This window comes from Streptomyces sp. NPDC111744, from assembly GCF_055634995.1.
This window is the reverse complement of sequence record NZ_JBVKCG010000012.1, coordinates 75,372-94,164: the sequence shown is the minus strand read 5'-3', so window position 1 is coordinate 94,164 and position 18,793 is coordinate 75,372. Positions and strand designations below refer to the sequence as shown.

The following is an 18,793-nucleotide window of genomic DNA, read 5'->3' as shown; positions in this document are numbered from 1 at the left end:
TCTGCCTGACGATAAACACTCCCTTCGTCACCCGCTTCGACGGCTGATCCACTTCGCTCCGGTATGCGCCCTCGGTTCGTTCCGGCAGGGCGTTTGGCGTCCGGCCACCCGTTCGTCATGACGGGCACGTCACGCAAGGTTGCCCAAGGGGTCACACCCCCAACTGCAGGCCGTCCGCGGCCTCCTCCACCATGGCCAGGCCGAGTCTGCTGACCCGTACCGAGAAGGGCGCGCCGGCCACCCGCAGGCCGGTCAGGCCGAGCTCGCCCAGGGGTGCGCTGTGGACAGGCCGGAGGGTGACGGTCCCGGCCGGGGCGTCGGGGCGGATGCCGGCGAGCGTGGTGAGGAGCAGCACCCCGGAGGCGGCCGCCGTGGCCGCCGGACGACAGGCCGCGGGGTGCGGAAGGGGGACGCCCCCGTCGGTACGCTGCTCACCGGCGAACATCTCGGGCAGCCGGTGGCCGAAGTGCTCGGCCGCCGCCAGCAGGCCGCGCAGCAGCCCGCCCGCCTCCTTCTCGTAGCCCGCGGCAGCGAGCCCGGCGACGGCGAGTGCCGTCTCGTGGACCCGGACGGCCCCGGCCCGGTGACCGAACGGATTGTGTCCCGTCTCCTTGGCCCCCAGTCCGCGCAGCCCCCACCCCGAGTCCATGGCCGGACCGCCGAGCAGCCGGGCGAGCTGCTCGGTCTGCACCTTGTCGAGCAGGCCGACGGCCGGTCTGCCCGCGCCGAGCAGGCCGGTGTCGAGCAGGTGGACGACGGCGGAACCGAGGTGGGTCAGGGTGCGGCCGTCCGGGGTCCGCGCCGCCGCCGGACGGCCGCCGCCTCTGTCATCGGCCCAGAAGTCCGTCTGGAACGCCTTCCTCAGCTCCCCTGCCCAATGCCGCAGTGCGGCGCCGCCGGGCCGGTCATACGCGTCGAGGAGATCGGCGCCGAGCAGTGCGGCCCGGTGGGCGTGGGCCTGCGTCTCGCTGCGTGCGGGGCCGCCGGGCTGCGGGTCGCAGAGGTAGGTGTGGTCGCCCACCGTGGTGCGCAGCCAGGTCAGGCAGTGCTCGGCGGCGGGCAGCAGCTCTCGCGTCTCCTGGTCCGGGAGCCCCCAGCGGCGGGCCTCCGCCAGCAGGACGGGGAAGAGCAGGGTCGCCTCCGTACCCGTGCAGCCCGGTGGCAGATGTGCCCCGGCGTCGCGGCGGGGGCCGGGGATCATGCCGGACCGCGGTCCCGGGCCGCGGAGTTGGGTGCGGGCCAGAGTGCGCAGGGTGCCTGCGGCGAGGCGGGTGCCGAGGGGCAGGGTCATCCGCGCGGCTGCCAGCGCCTCGGCGGGGGCCAGACCACAGCGCCAGGGAGCCCCGGCCGCGAGGTAGGTGTCGGAGGGATGCGCCGGGTCGCGGAGCAGCAGCGCCTGGAGGTCCTCGATGCTGGTCCTGAGCAGCGCCCCGGCCCTCGGGTCGTCGCCCGCGGCCCTGGCCGGCGCCACTGGGCTCGTGGCGGCGCGCCCCACGGCACGCAGGGGGCCCGCGCCGTCCGAGCGCACCCGCAGTTCCACGCTCACCGTTCCGCCCGGTGGCAGTTCGAACTCCCAGCGCAGCAGTCCAGCGGAGGCCAGCGCGTCGGCGGGTGGTGGGTCCGCCGTGACCGCCGAGCTGCCGGTGGGGGTGGCCCAGCGCAGGCCGGAATCGTGGACGCTGGCCGGGATTTCGGGGCCGGGACTGCCGGAGGCGATGGCACTCAGCTCCGCGAGGTCGGTACCGAGGGCCACCTCGAGCGGCAGGCGCAGGGGGTGCCGGGCCGAGTTGTGCAGGGTGATGCGCTCGGTGCCCTCGGCGTGACGAATCCGCTCCACGACGACGTCCGGATCCGGGCCGGCCGCCGGGGAGGCCCGCAGCGTGCCCACGAAGCGGGCGGAGTCCGCCCCCGCCATCCGGGCCTGCACGGGGAGCGGTTCGCGGCCGGCGACACGGACCTGGCAGCGCGCGAGCACCCGTCGGCCCGCCCGGTAGAACCCCTCCAGGCCGCGACCGGCCAGCTGGCCCTGCTCCGTGGAGACAGCGAGGCCGGGCAGCGCGATGCAGATCAGGGCGGTGTGCGTGGGCGGCAACCCGCCGGCCTGTGCCGGGCCCTGGGCACCGGGAGCCGGCCGCGGGGGCGTGGGCCGGGTTCTGCGGTTGCGTGGCTGTCCCGAGACGCCCTCCGCCGGCGGGAGCCACGGCGGGCTGTCCCGGAGTCGGCGGTTGTCGTTGGTTGTGGAGGAGGACGGAGTCGACTGATGCATGGGGAGGCTCCTTCTGCGCTCTGTGCGCCTGGGACGTGCCAGGCGCCGGACGGAGGGCTCCGGAGGGAGAGGGGACGGGCGACGGCACGGCCCGTCCAGGCGTTCCGCCACTCAGGTGAACGGGGGAGGGCTCCTCCTGGTCACGCCTTCGCCCGCGGAACCCCAACGGGCGACGGTGTGCGGAGACGTCGTTCGGGCCGGTCGGCCTGCACTTCCGGAGGTCGAAGACCGACGGGCCGCCACCGCGTCGGCCGACGGGCGGGCAGTCACGGCGCCGCTCCAGTCCGATGAGGTTCCGTGCCCAACGGCGGAGGCCGACCCACGCCCGTCCGTGTGCCACCCACGGCCGGCCCCCATTCATTCGTCCCCCTCGCCACGGCCCTTCCCCGTGCGCGTGCCCTCCCGCGCGGCCCGGCCACCTCGGGTGTCCCTCTTCTCCGCCGCGCGGCTGCGGGCGCCTTCACCCGGCCCGGACGAACCGGGGCGAGTGCGGGTGCGACCTGCGCCCGTCTGTCGCGGACGGGCGCCCTCCGGCCGTGGCCGCGGCACCTCGGGACCGTCCCCGGTGCGCGGACGGTGGCGACGACGTCGGGTTTCGGAGGCGTCGATCGGCTCTTGGTCGGCGCCCGGATCGACCGGAGCGGAGTCGGCGCCCGGATCGACCAGAGCGGTGTCGGCGGCCGGATCGACCAGGGCGGTGTCGGCGGCCGCTGCCGTGCTGTCCGCCGGCTCGCGCCCCGCGCGTTCCGTACGCAGGCAGCGGCGGATCGACTCCGGGTCAAGGCCCTCGTTGCAGGCCTGGTGCAACAGGCGGGCGAAGAGGTAGTCGACATCCGCACCCAGTGCCATCGCCAGGGCCTCCCGCGCCTCCAGGTCGTCGCCGGTCGACCAGGCGACCCAGCCGGCCAGCGTCAAGGGGGCGGCAGCGTGTTCGCCGTACGGGCCGACGCAGCGGCGGGCAAGGGCTCGCCACAGGCGCAGAGCGGGTCCGGCCTCGTCGCCCTCCATCCAGGCGGCCGCTCGGTCGCGGGTCGTGCGGTCCTGCAGTCCGAGGATCAGCACCGCGGCCTCGTCGTGGGCGAGCATGGCGTCGTCACGGAGGTCCGCCTGGTGGATGCCGGACACCGGGGTGGCGGCGGCATACCGGCTCATGATCCGCTCGGCGAGGGCGAGCGTCTCCTCGGCCACCTCCGCGCGCGATGCGTCGTCGAGGATGCGGGGCACCAGTGCCATTCCGGCCTTGTCCAGGGCGATCTCCTGTTCCAGCGCGGCACCGGTCTCCCGGGGCTGCAGCCTGGCCTGCAGCTCGCGCAGGGTGCCTCGTACCTGGATCCCGGCGTAGGTGGCGGCGGCGGCGAGCACGGAGGTGCCGGGCAGGCCCATGGGGGCGCCCTCGGGGGGACAGCACTCATCCGCCGGGCAGCAGTACGACCAGAAGCGGCCTTCCGAGACGCACAGCGCCTCGATCACCGGCACGTCGAGCCGACCGCATTCGGTGCGCAGCAGGTGGGCCAGTGGTGCGAGCCGGCGCATGACGTCCCTGCCGGTCTCACCGGGCGCGGGTTCCTGGCAGACGTAGGCGACCATCTGCTCGGGGCGCGTTCCGCGGCGCTCGCTGCCCGTCATCAGGCCCTGGGCCAGCTGGCGTGCGGCCGATTCCCAGTCGTCCTTGTTCGCGGGGATGCCGAGCCGGGCCCGGCCGCCGAAGCGGCCGCGGCCGCCACGGTCGTGCAGGGCCACCAGCACCATGCTGTCCTCGGGGCGGTACCCGAGCAGATAGGGCAGCGCGTCGGCCAGTTCGGCCGGGGTGCGCAGGGTGATCTGGGTGTCGTGGACGGATCGGCCGATGGGCGCCGCACCTCCTGTGATGTCGCCGTTTTCGGATGGTCCAGTGGTTTCGCTGTGATTCGTCATGCCGCGACGATCTCGCGGATTTTGGGGTTCCGGTTGACCTGTGGATAAGTCGAATCAGGGACACGACAAAGCCATCTCGCTCGTCCACAGCCCGCCCGGTTGTCGGTCCCGTCCTGTTGTATGGGGCGCATGGAGCACACGAACAACGCGGAACTCCGGACGCGGGCGGACGCCGTCCTCGCCCGTCTCGTCGGCGACGACACGGGCACGGCCCGGTTGCGCGAGGACCAGTGGCGGGCGATCGAGGCACTGGTCGCCGACCGGCGCCGGGCCCTGGTCGTCCAGCGCACCGGCTGGGGCAAGTCCGCGGTGTATTTCGTGGCGACCTCGCTACTACGGGCCGCGGGCAGCGGCCCGACGGTCATCGTCTCCCCGCTGCTCGCGCTCATGCGCAACCAGGTGGGTGCCGCGGCCCGGGCCGGCATCCACGCCCGCACCATCAACTCCTCGAACACCGAGGACTGGGAGGCCATCCAGGCGGAGATCGCGGCCGGCGGCGTCGACGTCCTCCTCGTGTCCCCCGAGCGCCTCAACAACCCCGACTTCCGCGACCAGGTCCTGCCCAAGCTCGCCGCGGCGACCGGTCTGCTCGTCGTGGACGAGGCCCATTGCATCAGCGACTGGGGCCATGACTTCCGGCCGGACTACCGGCGGCTGCGCACCATGCTCGCCGACCTGCCGCCGGGTGTACCGGTGCTGGCGACCACCGCCACGGCCAACGCGCGTGTGACCGCCGATGTCGCCGAGCAGCTCGGCACCGGTGGCGGCTCGGACGCGCTGGTGCTGCGCGGTCCGCTGGACCGGGAGAGCCTGAGCCTGGGTGTGCTGCGGCTGCCGGACGCCGCACACCGGATGGCGTGGCTCGCGGATCACCTGGACGAGCTGCCGGGTTCCGGCATCGTCTACACGCTCACCGTGGCCGCCGCCGAAGAGGTCACCGCCTTCCTGCGGCAGCGCGGGCACGCTGTGGCGTCGTACACGGGGAAGACGGAGAACGCCGACCGGCAGCAGGCCGAGGACGACCTGATCGGCAACCGGGTCAAGGCGTTGATCGCCACCTCGGCCCTCGGTATGGGCTTCGACAAGCCCGACCTCGGGTTCGTGGTGCACCTGGGCTCGCCCTCCTCCCCCATCGCCTACTACCAGCAGGTGGGCCGCGCGGGGCGCGGTGTCGAGCACGCCGAGGTACTGCTGCTGCCGGGCAGGGAGGACGAGGCGATCTGGGACTACTTCGCCTCGCTCGCCTTCCCGTCGGAGGACCTGGTACGCCGCACCCTGGACGTCCTCTCGCACGCCGGTGGCCCCGTGTCGCTGCCCGCGCTGGAGCCGCTGGTGGAGCTGCGCCGCTCCCGGCTGGAGACCATGCTGAAGGTTCTCGACGTGGACGGCGCGGTCAAGCGGGTCAAGGGCGGCTGGGTCGCGACCGGGCAGCCGTGGGCGTACGACGCGGAGCGCTACGACTGGGTGGCGCGGCAGCGCGCGGCCGAGCAGCAGGCGATGCGCGAGTACGCGGCCACCACCGACTGCCGGATGGAGTTCCTGCAGCGCCAACTCGACGACGAGGGCGCGAAACCCTGCGGCCGCTGCGACAACTGCGCGCGGCCGCGGTTCACGGCGGACACCTCCACGTCCGCGCTGGACGCCGCACGGGTCGACCTCGGCCGCGCGGGCGTCGAGGTGGAGCCCCGCCGGATGTGGCCGACCGGCCTGCCGACCATCGGCATCGATCTCAAGGGACGCATCCCGGCCGGTGAACAGGCCTCGACGGGGCGGGCCCTGGGGCGGTTGTCGGACATCGGCTGGGGCAATCGGCTACGGCCGCTGCTCGCGCCCCAGGCGCCGGACACGGCCGTCCCGGACGATGTCGCTCGTGCGGTGGTGGAGGTGCTGGCCGACTGGGCGAAGGGCCCGGGCGGATGGGCCCCGGGCGTGGCCGACGCGCAGCCACGGCCGGTGGGTGTCGTCACGGTCGCCTCGCGCTCCAGGCCCCGGCTGATCGAATCCCTGGGCGCCCGCATCGCGGAGATCGGCAGACTGCCGCTGCTGGGTTCCGTGGAATACGCGGGCGAGGCGCCACGCGTCTCGCGCAGCAACAGTGCCCAGCGTCTGAAGGCCCTCGACGGTGCGCTGACCGTGCCGTCCGCCCTCGCCGCCGCGCTCTCCGCGGCCCAGGGCCCGGTGCTACTGGTGGACGACTTCACCGAGACCGGCTGGACGCTGGCGGTAGCGGCGCGCATGCTGCGGAAGTCCGGGGCGCGCGGGGTGTTGCCGCTGGTCCTGGCCGTTCAGGGCTGATCGGCCAGGTGCTGTTCGAATACGGCACCGGGTGCGACGTACGCATGTGCCGTACTCGAACGTCCCAGGGCTCCTCCGGTGCCTCACTGGGTAGGGATATAAGCCACGCACCATCAGATAACAGTCGGTGGCCCCATTTGCTCGTTGCCGCATTCAAGTTCGACAGGAAGAATTGAGGTCCGCTCCCCGCACGGCTCGTCCGTGATCCGGTTGGGCCTTACTGCGGTGCGCGCTCCCCAATCCGATCTCGCCCGCTGTGTGGGCGCGTAGCCGAAGGGAGGAACGTGACCTTCGGATTCGCTCCGTCCTCGGCGGCATCGTTGTCGACGTCCGCGTCCGCCGCTTCCGCCAGCCGTCTGCTCGAGCCCGCGGAGTGGGCCGATGCCGGAATACCGCTGCTCCGGAACCCTCGTGAGGTCGTCAGCGGGCTGCACGCCCGGCACCGCCCCAAGCCGGGGACGGCGGTCGTGGCCGTCCTCGACCCGGAGGAACGGCTGTGCGCCAGCGCCTCGTTCACCCGGCTCTCGGACCAGGCCGACGGCTGGATGTTCCGCAACGCGCTGCTGGCCCAGCTGCGCCGGGTCATCCCGCACGACCTGCGCCGCCGTACGCCGGTACGGACTGCCGTACTGCTCTACTGCCGCGAGGGGGACGCGCGTTGGACGGAGGAGGACGGTGCCTGGATGTGGGGGCTACGGGACGCCTGCACCCTGCACGGGCTGCGCTGCGGGGCCTACATCACGCTGACCCACGACGGCTGGCAGGTGCTCGGCGAGGGCCGCGGCGGAAGGCGTCCGAACGCCGACTCGCCTCCTGAACCCTTCGCGCTGTCCGAGGCCGCGCCCCTGCCACCGCGCACCGGAGGCGCGGCCTCCGAGGTACTGCGCCGCGCGGCCGCCCGCTGAAGCCCGCCCCCGCCGGGGGCACCGGCCGAGCCCGCACCGCCGGGCACGGCACCCGCGCGTGTCATGCCGCCCGACCTGCTCAGCGGGTCGCTCGACGTGCTCCGCGCCGCCGAGGACGGCCCTTCGTCCCGTCGTGCCGTCACTCGGGTAGGTCCGGCCCGTTGCCAGCTCCGGATCCGCCGTCCGCCGAACGGCCGCTCCACGACGGTCAGTGCCCATCGCCCGACGTCCGGGCATGCCGAAGGCACCACCGTGCGAGTCCGCCACCGCGGCACCTTCGGTACTTCCGGAGTCCCAGAGGCACCGGAGGTGGCTCAGACGCCTGCGCCCAGCACCGAGTTGATCCGCTGCGGGTCGCCGCAGACGATCAGCAGGGCGCCGGCCCGGGAGAGGGCCAGCGGCAGGGCGGTGGCGGCGACGGTGTCGGAACCGCCGTTGAGGGCGACCACGACCACGGGGCGGGTCGCGGCACGGGAAGCGACGGCGGCGTCCGCATAGAAGACGTCGTCGCCCGCGTCGTGCTGCGCCCAGTAGGAGGCTTCACCGAAGGACAACTCGTGGTCGGCCCACGGATGCTGCGCGCCGGTGGTGATCACCAGCACGTCACCGGGGGCACGGCCCGAGTCGAGAAGCAGGTCCACTGCCTCCTCGGCCGAGTCGAGAGCGTTCTCGACCGATGCCGGGATCAGCTGGATCTGCGGGGCCGCCGCTGCCGCGGCGGGGACGGCCGGGCTGGACAGGCCTGGCTTGGCCACCTCACGCGGCGTGCGCTGCACCGGCGGCGTGGGCCGCAGAGGGCCGGGACGACCGGGACGCGACGGTGCCGCGGGGCGGGGGCCGGGTACGGGACGAGGGGTCGGCGCGGTACGGCCGCTGGCCGGAGTGGCGCGGGGACCCTGGGCACTCTCGTGAATCTGAGGCTCCTCGGGAATGAGAGGCATGAGCTGATATTTATCAAACGTTGGTGCAGGTCAGGTGAACTGGGTGGCACAACAGTGCGACTGGAACGTCAGAAGTCGAAGCCGAGCTGACCCTCGATCTCCGGAACGCTTCCCTCCGCCCAGCTGCGGACCTTCTTGAGGTGCTGCCACTGGGGCAGCGCATCAAGATACGCCCACGACAACCGGTGGTACGGGGTGGGCCCCCGCTCCTCCAGTGCGGCCTTGTGCACGGGCGACGGATACCCGGCGTTGTCCGCAAATCCGAAGTCTGCATGGTCGATACCCAGTTCGGCCATCATTTTGTCGCGCTGAACTTTGGCGATCACCGAGGCTGCGGCGACGGCCACGCACAATCGGTCACCCTTGATGACCGTGCGCACCTGCCACGGGGCGCCGAGGTAGTTGTGCTTCCCGTCGAGGATGATCGCGTCGGGACGGACCGGGAGTGCCTCCAGGGCACGGACCGCGGCGAGCCGCAGCGCGGCCGTCATCCCGAGGCTGTCGATCTCCTCCGGCGAGGCATGACCCAGGGCGTAGGCCGTGACCCACGTCCGCAGCGCCGCGGCAAGTTCCGTACGCCGCTTGACGGTCAGCAGCTTGGAGTCGGTGAGGCCCTCGGGCGGCCGGCGAAGGCCGGTGACCGCGGCGCAGACGGTGACAGGGCCGGCCCAGGCACCGCGCCCCACTTCGTCGACACCGGCAATGACCTTCGCTCCGGTCGTGGCGCGGAGAGAGCGCTCGACGGTGTGAGTAGGCGGTTCGTACGGCATGGCGCACTTAGGGTACGCCGCACCGATCCCCGGACGACACCCCGGCCTCCCCGACGGAACCGTGGGCCGCCGGAGCGGTGGATCAGGCTCGGTGCGACAGCAACAGCGGAAGCATGTAGTGGTCGATCATCTGCTCGACCTCCTGGTCGTTCCATTCGCTTCCAGAAATCTTGTTGCGATACATCATCATCGCCGGAATGGCGTCGAGGACATAGTCGTTGGCCGCGTCGGCGCGCACCTCCCCCCGCTCTATGCCACGGGCGACGATGTCACCGATCAGCTTGGTGGTCGGCCCTACGACGCCGTCGAAGATCACGCAATGGAACCGCTCGACCTGCGTCGGATCGCATTCGTGAATCACCGATCGCAGTGCGAAGCCGGGGCGCGAGAACATCGCGTCCCGGGCCTGCCGGCACAGGGCCAGCAGATCTTCGCGCACACTTCCGAGGTCGGGGGCCTCCTCCAAACGTGGCAGACCGGCCTGCAACGCGTCGGCGACCAGATCCTCCTTGGAGGGCCAGCGCCGATACACGGCCGCCTTGCCGGTCTGCGCACCTGCGGCGACACCCTCCATGGTGAGGCCGTTCCATCCGACGGTGCTGAGCTGCTCCAAGGCGGCGTCCAGGATCGCGCGTTCAAGGACCGCACCGCGCCGACGAGGGGAGGCCGCCTGAGGAGGAGCGGCAGTCCAGCGCGAGGTAACCATCTGAGTTTCTCCAGCGAGCGAGAGGGAGCGGGGATTCCGGAGCGGGATGAGGCGCGGCGCACGACGGCAAAGGGGGACGCGGCACGCGACGCACAGTTAAGTGAACGCTTGCGTTCACTACCGAGGACTCACTACCGTTGACGCGACAGTGAACGCGAGCGTTCACTAAAACCTTCGTGGGGGACCCATAGTGACAACCTCTCAACTGATACCTGATCAGAGCCCAGGGGCGGCACGTCGGCAGGGGCGCCCCGGCATCGCGCTCACCGTGATTGCCGCCTGCCAGCTCATGGTCGTACTTGACGCGACGATTGTGAACATCGCGCTCCCGCACATTCAAGACGCGCTCAAGTTCAGCACCACGGATCTCACCTGGGTGGTCAGCGCCTACACGCTCACCTTCGGCGGTCTGCTGCTGCTCGGTGCGCGGGCCGGTGACATCCTCGGCCGGCGCCGGGTGTTCATGACCGGCATCCTGCTGTTCACCTTCGCCTCTCTCCTCGGCGGTCTGGCCCAGGAGCCCTGGCAGCTGCTGGCGGCCCGCGCCCTCCAGGGCATGGGTGGCGCGATCGCCTCGCCGACCTCCCTGGCGCTCATCACCACCACCTTCCCGGAGGGCCCGGAGCGCAACCGGGCGTTCGGTGTCTTCGCCGCCGTCTCCGCGGGCGGTGGTGCCATCGGCCTGCTGGCCGGCGGCATGCTCACCGACTGGCTGGACTGGCGCTGGGTGCTCTTCGTCAATGTGCCGATCGGACTGCTGATCGTCGCCCTCACCCCGCAGTACATCAGCGAGTCCGAACGGCATCCCGGACGGTTCGACATCGCGGGCGCGCTGACCTCCACACTGGGCATGGTCTCCCTTGTGTACGGCTTCATCCGGGCCTCGGAGGAGGGCTGGCGGGACAGTCTGACCCTCGGCTCCTTCGGGGCCGCGGTGGTGCTTCTGCTGGCTTTCGTCTCCATCGAGACCCGGGCGAAGGAACCCATCACCCCGCTGCGTATGTTCGCCGACCGCAACCGGTCCGGCACCTACGTGATCATGCTGAGCCTGGCCGCCGCGATGTTCGGCATGTTCTTCTACATCGTGCTGTTCGTGCAGAACGTGCTGGGCTACAGCCCGATCCAGGCCGGTCTGGCCTTCCTGCCCGTGACGGTGGCGATCGCCGTCGGGGCCGGGCTGTCGCAGCGGTTCCTGCCCACCCTGGGCCCCAAGCCGTTCATGATGACCGGCTCCGCGCTCGTGGTCGTCGGCCTCACCTGGCAGACGTTCATCAAGCCCGACAGCTCGTATCTCGGCGGGATCCTGGGCCCCATGCTGATCTTCGGCTTCGGTATGGGCCTGAACTTCGTGACGGCGACCGTCACCGCGGTCTCCGGGGTCGCCCAGCACGAGGCGGGAGCGGCTTCCGGACTGCTCAACGCCATGCAGCAGGTTGGGGGTTCGCTGGGCCTGTCGATCCTGACCACGGTCTTCGGCTCGGCCAGCAAGGACGAGGGGAAGAAGCAGTTGCCGAAGTTCCTCACCGACGGTTCGCCGGAACAGAAGGCGGCGTTCGCCAAGTCCCACCAACTGCCCGCGCCCTGGGGACACGAGGTGCTCGCACACGGAATCTCGACAGCGTTCGTCCCCGCCGCCGTCATGGCCGCGCTCGGCCTGCTCACCGCGTGGTTGGTGATCAAGGTCCGCAAGAGCGACCTCGAAGCCCTCGCCGGCACGGCCGGCCCTGGACTGGGCTGAGCCCCCCGGGTCCGCGCGGAGCCGCGGATGGCCGGACGGCCGCCAGGGGACGGACGGCAGGGGCAGAGGTCCGTCCATCCGCACCACGGCCGGCATGGCCGCCCACACCATCAGAAGAACCACTCCGACCCACACCAGCGCCACCCCTCCCCCGGCGACTCCGCTTCCTTCTCCGCCGTCCACACTCGGACGGAGCGCGGAGCGGATGCCGGGAAAACGGCTGACGGTCACGGAGAGTTCCCATTGGGCACAGAGAGTTTCGATCGTGCCCGGGACGACCCAAGGCCCACAGGACCACCACAGTCTCAGGTCGCACAGACCAAGAGAGCCCCGACTCGGGCGTCGCGGTGCGCCGGTGGTCACCCGCCGACAGCGGTCCCCGTCCTCGTCGGCACCCACTCCGGCAGCGCCTCCGTCCGCTCCGTCCATGCGGCCGGGGGCGCTCCCGCCTGGCCGGCCGCGAGCACGCCGCCGACGATGGCGCAGGTGGTGTCCACATCGCCGCCCACCTGGGCGGTCGCCCAGAACGCCGTCTCGTAGTCGCCGAGGGCACGCGCCGCCGACCACAGGGCGAAGGGGACGGTGTCATGGGCGCTCGTACGCCGTCCGCAGCCCAGGACGGCCGCGACGGTGCCGGCGTCGGCGTAGTCGAGCATGTCGCGGGCGCGCCGCAGGCCCTGGCCGACAGCGCTCTTGGGGACCAGCGCGACAACCCCGTCGAGGAGCGCCTCTGGGCTCGGCAGACCCCCGGGCGCCCCCGCCAGTGCCGCTGCCGCGGCGACCGCCATGGCACCGACCACCGCCTCGCGGTGCTGGTGCGTGGGGTAGGCCGAGATCTCGGCCTGGTGGGTGGCCTGCTCGGGATCGTCCGCGTACCAGGCACCCAGGGGCGCGATCCGCATCGCCGCGCCGTTGCCCCACGAGCCCCGCCCGTTGAAGAGCGCGGCAGCCAGTTCGCGCCAGTCCCCGCCCTCCCTGACGAGGCGGAGCAGCCGGTTGACGGCGGGGCCGTAGCCCCGGTCGAAGTCGTGGTGCGCGGCGAATGAGTGGGCCAGAGCGTCCTGGTCGATGCGATGGTGGGCGGCGAGGACGGCGACGACCGAGCAGGCCATCTCCGTGTCGTCGGTCCACTGCCAGGGGCCCGGCGGCAGTTCGCGCCGCCGCAGCAGCGGGTAGTTCACCGGAACGAAGAACTGCGAGCCCAGGGCGTCGCCGGTCGCGAGTCCGCGCAGGCTGGCCAGGGCGCGTTCCAGGCGCCCGGCGTTCGAAGTGTCGGAGGGAGAGGTCATCTCGGCCAGCCTAGCCGCTCATCCAGTAGGGCTCCGGGTCCCGCCAGCGGTCAAAGGGCCGGTCGAGCGTGTACTTGCCGTCGTCCCCCAGAACGAGCATCCGCATCTCGGCGTTCCCGGGGTTGCAGAGCGACTCGAAGTCCGCGACCGTCCAGTGGAACCAGCGCATGCAGAACAGCCGCATCGCCAGGCCATGGGTCACCAGGAGCACGTTGGGCGGATGGTCCGGCGCCTCGAAGCTGCGGAACAGGCTCTCCAGGAAGCCGCCGACCCGGTCGTACACGTCTGCCCCGGACTCGCCCTGGGGGAAGCGGAAGAAGAAGTGCCCGTACGCGTCCCGGTACGTCTTCTGCAGTCGTACGTCGTCACGGTCCTGCCAGTTTCCCCAGTCCTGCTCGCGCAGCCGGGGCTCCTCGCGCACGCGTACGAAGTCCGGGTCGAGGTGGAAGGCGCGGAGGGTCTCGTGCGTGCGCCGGTACGGGGAGACGTACACGCTGACGCGCTCCTGGCCGAAGATCTCCCGGATGCGCTTCCCGGTCTCCTCGGCCTGTCGCCGGCCCCGGTCGGTCAGGGCCAGCGAGTGGTCGGGTTCCCGCTCGTACACGGAGTCGTCGACATTGCCGGTTGACTCGCCGTGCCGGACAAGGACGATGCGCCGTGGTCGTGCCATGCCAAAACCCTAGATCGAGTGGCGGAAAGTCGAGCACTCGGATGGGCTCTATACAGCGTAGGTCACACAAATCGAGGGTTGGAGATTCATACGATCCAGCTCGGTTCGAGCTCCACGATGTCGCCCGAGAGGGCCGCGATGTCGGCCTCCGTCTGGGCGCGCAGCGCCAGCCGTTCCACCCGCTCGGTGCGGTACTTGCCGTGCTCGGCGGCCGACCGCCACATCGAAAGGATCATGAACTCGTGCGCCGGGGCCTCCGCGAACATGCCGCGGATCATGCCGGGCGAGCCGGCCATGGCCGGATTCCAGACCTTCTCCTGCATCAGCGTGAAGTGCTCCACGCGCTCCTCGTGCACCCGACAGAGGGCCACCCGGATCAGGTCGGAGTCCGTGAACCGCGGTTCGAAGCCGGTCTTCACATCGAACCGGTACTCGAACAACTTGACCTGCTGATCCTTGTACGTGCCGGACTGGGACGCGGCCAGACGGTCGTGCGAGCGCGCCATGAAGGAGTCGTAGAAGGCACGGCTTTCCCAGAAGGCGAAGGTGTGCGCCACTCCCGGCCGCTGCCGACTCCAGCCCCCGCCCTGTCCGCGAAATCCCGGCTCCCCCGGAAGCCCCGCCCATTTCCGCTGCCCCCGCTCGAACCCGCGGCGGTCCACCACGGTGCAGCGAATCCACTTGACCAGCACCGCGCCATCGTAAGGCCATAGGACGTGGCGTCGGTCACGCTCCGGCGGAGATCACCCGCGCATGCACCCCCGCGCGCGTGGCACGATGGACAAAGAGCCTCGGCAGCCCATCAGTTGGGGCAGGGATCTCCAGGGGGGAAGGGGACGCGTGATGAGCGGTTTCAGCAAGGCGCTCCGCAAGGTCGAGGTCGCGGTGAAGTGGGATCCCAGCCCGGCCGGGCAGCCGCCCACCGATCTGGACATCATTGCCGGTACCTACACGGCGGGTGACCCGTACGGGACTGCGGCCTATCTGGTGCACTTCGACAGCCGCTCGCCCGACGGCACCATCTTCCTCAACCGGGACAGCCAGGACGGCAAGGGTTTCGGCTGGGACGAGGTGATGACCCTCGAACTCGACCGGCTCGACGGCAGGTACACGCGCGTGGTGGTCGGAGTCGTCATCCAACAGCGGTCAGCGCAGCGGACGTTCGTGAACGTCCTGAACCCGGAGGTGCGTGTCCGGGAGGGTTACAACGTGCTGGCCGAGGACGACTTCGGCTCGGTCCTCGGGGCGACGGCGGCCGCTGTCGCGGAGTTCGTGCGCGACGAGTCCGGCGACTGGAGCTTCCGGCCCGGCCTGCACGGCTTCGAGGACGACCCCGTGGTCTTCACACGTGCCATGGGCGGCCTCGGCCGGCCGTGACGGCGAACGACCAGGAGCAGCGGTAAGGGGCGTCGGCCATGGCCGACGCCCCTTACCTCACTTCACATCAACTCGTCAGCTGCAGCCGCTGGTCGAGCCGCAGCCCTCGCAGATGTAGCAGGAACCGGCCCGCTGCATCTTCGTACCGCACGAGAAGCAGAGGGGGGCGTCGGCCTGGATGCCCAGCTGCATCTCCACCAGTTCGGCGCTGGTGTGGGCCTGCTGCGGGGCCGGCTTGGCCGGCCCGGCCTCGGCCTTCGGGGAGGCGACAGCCTTCAGCTCCTGGGCGCGCGGCGCGGACTGGGCCAGGCCCTCGACGTCCACCTCGTCGTCGGCCGACTCGTACGAACCGGTCTCCAGGTGGCGCTGACGCTCCTCGGCGGAGTGGATGCCGAGCGCGGAGCGCGTCTCGAACGGCAGGAAGTCCAGCGCCAGGCGGCGGAAGATGTAGTCGACGATCGACTGCGCCATCCGCACGTCCGGGTCGTCCGTCATACCGGCCGGCTCGAAGCGCATGTTGGTGAACTTCGAGACGTACGTCTCCAGCGGGACGCCGTACTGAAGGCCGACGGAGACCGCGATGGAGAAGGCGTCCATCATGCCCGCGAGGGTAGAGCCCTGCTTGGACATCTTCAGGAAGACCTCGCCCAGGCCGTCGTCCGGGTAGGAGTTGGCCGTCATGTAGCCCTCGGCGCCACCGACGGTGAAGGACGTGGTGATGCCGGGGCGGCCCTTCGGAAGGCGCTTGCGGACCGGGCGGTACTCGATGACCTTCTCGACCGTCTCGCGGATGGTCGCCTCGGCCTTCTCGGTGACAGCGTCGGCCGGGGACTTCTCCTTCTCCTTGGTCTTGGCGGAGAGCGGCTGGCCGACCTTGCAGTTGTCGCGGTAGATCGCGAGCGCCTTGACGCCGAGCTTCCAGGCCTCGTAGTAGATCTCCTCGACCTCCTCGACGGTCGCCGTCTCCGGCATGTTGACCGTCTTGGAGATGGCGCCGGAGATCCACGGCTGGATCGCGGCCATCATGCGGACGTGGCCCATCGGGGAGATGGCGCGCTCGCCCATGGCGCAGTCGAAGACCTCGTAGTGCTCGTGCTTGAGGCCGGGGGCGTCGATCACATTGCCGTTCTCGGCGATGTGGGCGACGATCGCCTCGATCTGCTCCTCCTGGTAGCCCAGGCGGCGCAGGGCCTGCGGCACGGTGCCGTTGACGATCTGCATCGAGCCGCCGCCGACCAGCTTCTTGAACTTCACGAGGGCCAGGTCGGGCTCGACGCCGGTGGTGTCGCAGGACATCGCGAGACCGATGGTGCCGGTCGGGGCGAGGACGGACGCCTGAGAGTTACGGAAACCGTTCTTCTCACCAAGGCGCACCACGTCCTGCCAGGCCTCGGTGGCGGCGGCCCACACCGGGGTGTCCAGGTCGTCCATGCGGACGGCCACGGTGTTGGCGTCGGCGTGCTGCTTCATGACGCGGTTGTGGGCGTCGGCGTTGCGGGCGTAACCGTCGTACGGGCCGACGACCGCGGCCAGCTCGGCGGAGCGCTTGTACGCCGTGCCGGTCATCAGGGAGGTGATGGCACCGGCCAGCGCGCGGCCGCCGTCGGAGTCGTAGGCGTGGCCGGTCGCCATCAGCAGGGCGCCGAGGTTGGCGTAACCGATGCCGAGCTGGCGGAAGGCGCGGGTGTTCTCGCCGATCTTCTGGGTCGGGAAGTCGGCGAAGCAGATGGAGATGTCCATCGCCGTGATGACCAGCTCGACGACCTTGGTGAAGCGCTCGACCTCGAAGGACTGGTGGCCCCGGCTGTCGTCCTTCAGGAACTTCATCAGGTTCAGCGAGGCGAGGTTGCAGGACGTGTTGTCCAGGTGCATGTACTCGCTGCAGGGGTTCGAGCCGTTGATCCGGCCGGACTCCGGGCAGGTGTGCCAGTGGTTGATCGTGTCGTCGTACTGGATGCCCGGGTCGGCGCAGGCCCAGGCGGCCTCCGCCATCTTGCGGAACAGGTCCTTGGCCTGGACCTCCTCGATGACCTCGCCGGTCATCCGGGCGCGCAGACCGAACTGTCCGCCCTGCTCGACCGCCTTCATGAACTCGTCGTTCACGCGGACCGAGTTGTTGGCGTTCTGGTACTGGACGGAGGTGATGTCGTCACCGCCCAGGTCCATGTCGAAGCCCGCGTCGCGCAGGGCGCGGATCTTCTCCTCTTCCTTGACCTTGGTCTGGATAAAGTCCTCGATGTCGGGGTGGTCGACGTCCAGGATGACCATCTTGGCGGCGCGGCGGGTGGCACCGCCCGACTTGATGGTGCCGGCGGAGGCGTCGGCACCGCGCATGAAGGAGACCGGGCCGGAGGCATTGCCGCCGGAGGAGAGCAGCTCCTTGGAGGAGCGGATCCGGGAGAGGTTCAGGCCGGCGCCGGAGCCGCCCTTGAAGATCATGCCCTCTTCCTTGTACCAGTCGAGGATCGACTCCATGGAGTCGTCGACGGACAGGATGAAGCAGGCGGAGACCTGCTGGGGCTGCGGAGTGCCCACGTTGAACCACACGGGGCTGTTGAAGCTGAAGATCTGGTGCAGGAGGGCGTAGGCCAGCTCGTGCTCGAAGATCTCGGCGTCGGCGGGCGAGGCGAAGTACTTGTGGTCCTCGCCGGCCTTCCGGTACGACTTCACGATGCGGTCGATCAGCTGCTTGAGGCTGGTCTCGCGCTGCGGGGTGCCGACGGCACCGCGGAAGTACTTGCTGGTGACGATGTTGACCGCGTTCACCGACCAGAAGTCGGGGAACTCGACGCCACGCTGCTCGAAGTTGACCGAGCCGTCGCGCCAGTTGGTCATGACGACGTCACGGCGCTCCCAGCTCACCTCGTCGTACGGGTGTACGCCGGGGGTGGTGTGGATGCGCTCGACACGCAGCCCCTTGGTGGCCTTGGCGCCCTTCGCGCGGGAACTCCGTGCCGGACCGCTCGCCGTCTCTGTCATGCCGCCTCCCTGTACGGGCTAAAACGCCCTGAAATGCCACGATGTTCCCGTGACACGCTGTTCTGTTCTCACGTCGCGGGCACCCTCAGCTGCCACGCGCAACAAGTCCTGGACCGCCGTCCGACAACCGGATCCGGGTCCTCCGCCCGGTTCCGGTCCGCCCGTCAGCCGGCGAAGTGGACGGGCGCGGGCGCCCGAGTGGTCCCGCCCGACCCGTGATCGTCCTCCTGGCTCCCCGTTCCCGCGTCTTCGTCGTCCGCGACGGGGCCCTGCGCCGCCTGCCTGAGCTCCGCGATCGCCGCCTCGAAGTCCTCCAGCGAGTCGAACGCCCGGTAGACGGAGGCGAATCGCAGGTAGGCGACGAGGTCGAGCTCCTGCAACGGACCGAGTATGGCCAGCCCCACCTCGTGGGTGGTCAGCTCGGCACTTCCGGTGGCCCGCACCGCCTCCTCGACCCGCTGGCCGAGCTGGGCGAGCGCATCCTCGGTGACCGGCCGTCCCTGGCACGCCTTGCGCACGCCGTTGATGACCTTGGTACGGCTGAATGGCTCGGTGACCCCGGACCGCTTGACCACCATGAGCGAGCACGTCTCCACGGTCGTGAAACGACGGGAGCAGTCCGGACACTGGCGGCGCCTGCGGATCGACGTGCCGTCGTCGGTCGTGCGACTGTCGACCACACGGCTGTCGGGGTGCCTGCAGAAGGGGCAGTGCATGATCTCCAACCCTCCTCACAGCAGACTCAACAGCCTCGCTGGGCCACCCGGGCCTCGCGAAGCAGCCCCAAGCATAGGCGATCTCTGAGCCACCGGAGACCGGGGACCACAACTTGTGGGCTGCTGTAGCAATCCAACCACTAGATGTGGTGATTGGCTGATACATCGCCAGGTTGCGCGTGTCGCACACGTACCGCTACGGCGGATACGGAGATACCGTGGGCGCC

General features: G+C 70.7%; 14 protein-coding genes. 4 read left to right on the top strand and 10 right to left on the bottom strand.

Translation table 11 applies throughout. The annotated features are described in order from the left end of the window. Nucleotides 1-151: 151 nt before the first annotated feature. Both ACZ7OO_RS25610 and ACZ7OO_RS25605 read right to left on the bottom strand, forming a co-directional pair. Nucleotides 152-2,266, bottom strand: a complete 2,115-nt coding sequence (locus ACZ7OO_RS25610) for a glycogen debranching N-terminal domain-containing protein (RefSeq protein ID WP_471508008.1) — start codon at nt 2,264-2,266, stop codon at nt 152-154. Between the two features lie 357 nt (nt 2,267-2,623). Then, entirely contained in the window at nt 2,624-4,180 is a 1,557-nt protein-coding gene (locus ACZ7OO_RS25605) for a DUF4192 domain-containing protein (RefSeq protein WP_471508007.1), read from the bottom strand. 129 nt (nt 4,181-4,309) lie between these two features. Here ACZ7OO_RS25605 and ACZ7OO_RS25600 point away from each other — a divergent pair, with 129 nt between their 5' ends. Both ACZ7OO_RS25600 and ACZ7OO_RS25595 read left to right on the top strand, forming a co-directional pair. Further along, nucleotides 4,310-6,475, top strand: coding sequence for a RecQ family ATP-dependent DNA helicase (locus ACZ7OO_RS25600; RefSeq protein ID WP_471508006.1), 2,166 nt, complete (start codon nt 4,310-4,312; stop codon nt 6,473-6,475). Nucleotides 6,476-6,759: 284 nt separating this feature from the next. Continuing rightward, nucleotides 6,760-7,380, top strand: coding sequence for a hypothetical protein (locus ACZ7OO_RS25595; protein ID WP_471508004.1), 621 nt, complete (start codon nt 6,760-6,762; stop codon nt 7,378-7,380). 314 nt (nt 7,381-7,694) lie between these two features. Here ACZ7OO_RS25595 and ACZ7OO_RS25590 read toward each other — a convergent pair whose 3' ends face one another. The 3 genes from ACZ7OO_RS25590 to ACZ7OO_RS25580 all read right to left on the bottom strand — a co-directional run bounded on the left by ACZ7OO_RS25590 (nt 7,695) and on the right by ACZ7OO_RS25580 (nt 9,797). Continuing rightward, on the bottom strand, nt 7,695-8,321 hold the full coding sequence (locus ACZ7OO_RS25590) for a hypothetical protein (protein WP_471508002.1): 627 nt from the start codon (nt 8,319-8,321) through the stop codon (nt 7,695-7,697). Nucleotides 8,322-8,389: 68 nt separating this feature from the next. Further along, nucleotides 8,390-9,091 carry a ribonuclease HII gene (locus ACZ7OO_RS25585; RefSeq protein WP_471508000.1) on the bottom strand — a complete coding sequence of 234 codons (702 nt, stop codon included), beginning with the start codon at nt 9,089-9,091 and terminating at the stop codon, nt 8,390-8,392. An 82-nt stretch (nt 9,092-9,173) separates the two neighbouring features. Then, nucleotides 9,174-9,797 carry a TetR/AcrR family transcriptional regulator gene (locus ACZ7OO_RS25580; RefSeq protein WP_352224465.1) on the bottom strand — a complete coding sequence of 208 codons (624 nt, stop codon included), beginning with the start codon at nt 9,795-9,797 and terminating at the stop codon, nt 9,174-9,176. 190 nt (nt 9,798-9,987) lie between these two features. Here ACZ7OO_RS25580 and ACZ7OO_RS25575 point away from each other — a divergent pair, with 190 nt between their 5' ends. Further along, nucleotides 9,988-11,535: an MFS transporter gene (locus tag ACZ7OO_RS25575; protein ID WP_471507998.1), complete on the top strand. Its 1,548-nt coding sequence runs from the start codon at nt 9,988-9,990 to the stop codon at nt 11,533-11,535. A 359-nt stretch (nt 11,536-11,894) separates the two neighbouring features. On the opposite strand, the gene ACZ7OO_RS25570 is transcribed toward ACZ7OO_RS25575, so the two are convergent. The 3 genes from ACZ7OO_RS25570 to ACZ7OO_RS25560 all read right to left on the bottom strand — a co-directional run bounded on the left by ACZ7OO_RS25570 (nt 11,895) and on the right by ACZ7OO_RS25560 (nt 14,186). Next, on the bottom strand, nt 11,895-12,824 hold the full coding sequence (locus tag ACZ7OO_RS25570) for an ADP-ribosylglycohydrolase family protein (protein WP_471507996.1): 930 nt from the start codon (nt 12,822-12,824) through the stop codon (nt 11,895-11,897). A 10-nt stretch (nt 12,825-12,834) separates the two neighbouring features. Next, complete coding sequence (locus ACZ7OO_RS25565) at nt 12,835-13,494, bottom strand: histidine phosphatase family protein (RefSeq protein WP_471507994.1); 660 nt, start codon at nt 13,492-13,494, stop codon at nt 12,835-12,837. Between the two features lie 86 nt (nt 13,495-13,580). Beyond that, entirely contained in the window at nt 13,581-14,186 is a 606-nt protein-coding gene (locus ACZ7OO_RS25560) for a YdbC family protein (protein ID WP_471507992.1), read from the bottom strand. Between the two features lie 151 nt (nt 14,187-14,337). Here ACZ7OO_RS25560 and ACZ7OO_RS25555 point away from each other — a divergent pair, with 151 nt between their 5' ends. Beyond that, the gene (locus ACZ7OO_RS25555; protein WP_471507991.1) at nt 14,338-14,871 is read left to right on the top strand and encodes a TerD family protein; all 534 of its coding nucleotides are present in this window, start codon (nt 14,338-14,340) and stop codon (nt 14,869-14,871) included. Nucleotides 14,872-14,946: 75 nt separating this feature from the next. On the opposite strand, the gene ACZ7OO_RS25550 is transcribed toward ACZ7OO_RS25555, so the two are convergent. Together ACZ7OO_RS25550 and nrdR are read right to left on the bottom strand one after the other, a co-directional pair. Then, nucleotides 14,947-17,850 carry a vitamin B12-dependent ribonucleotide reductase gene (locus tag ACZ7OO_RS25550; protein WP_471507989.1) on the bottom strand — a complete coding sequence of 968 codons (2,904 nt, stop codon included), beginning with the start codon at nt 17,848-17,850 and terminating at the stop codon, nt 14,947-14,949. A 164-nt stretch (nt 17,851-18,014) separates the two neighbouring features. Continuing rightward, entirely contained in the window at nt 18,015-18,566 is a 552-nt protein-coding gene (gene nrdR, locus ACZ7OO_RS25545; protein WP_471507987.1) for a transcriptional regulator NrdR, read from the bottom strand. Between the last annotated feature and the right edge of the window lie 227 nt (nt 18,567-18,793).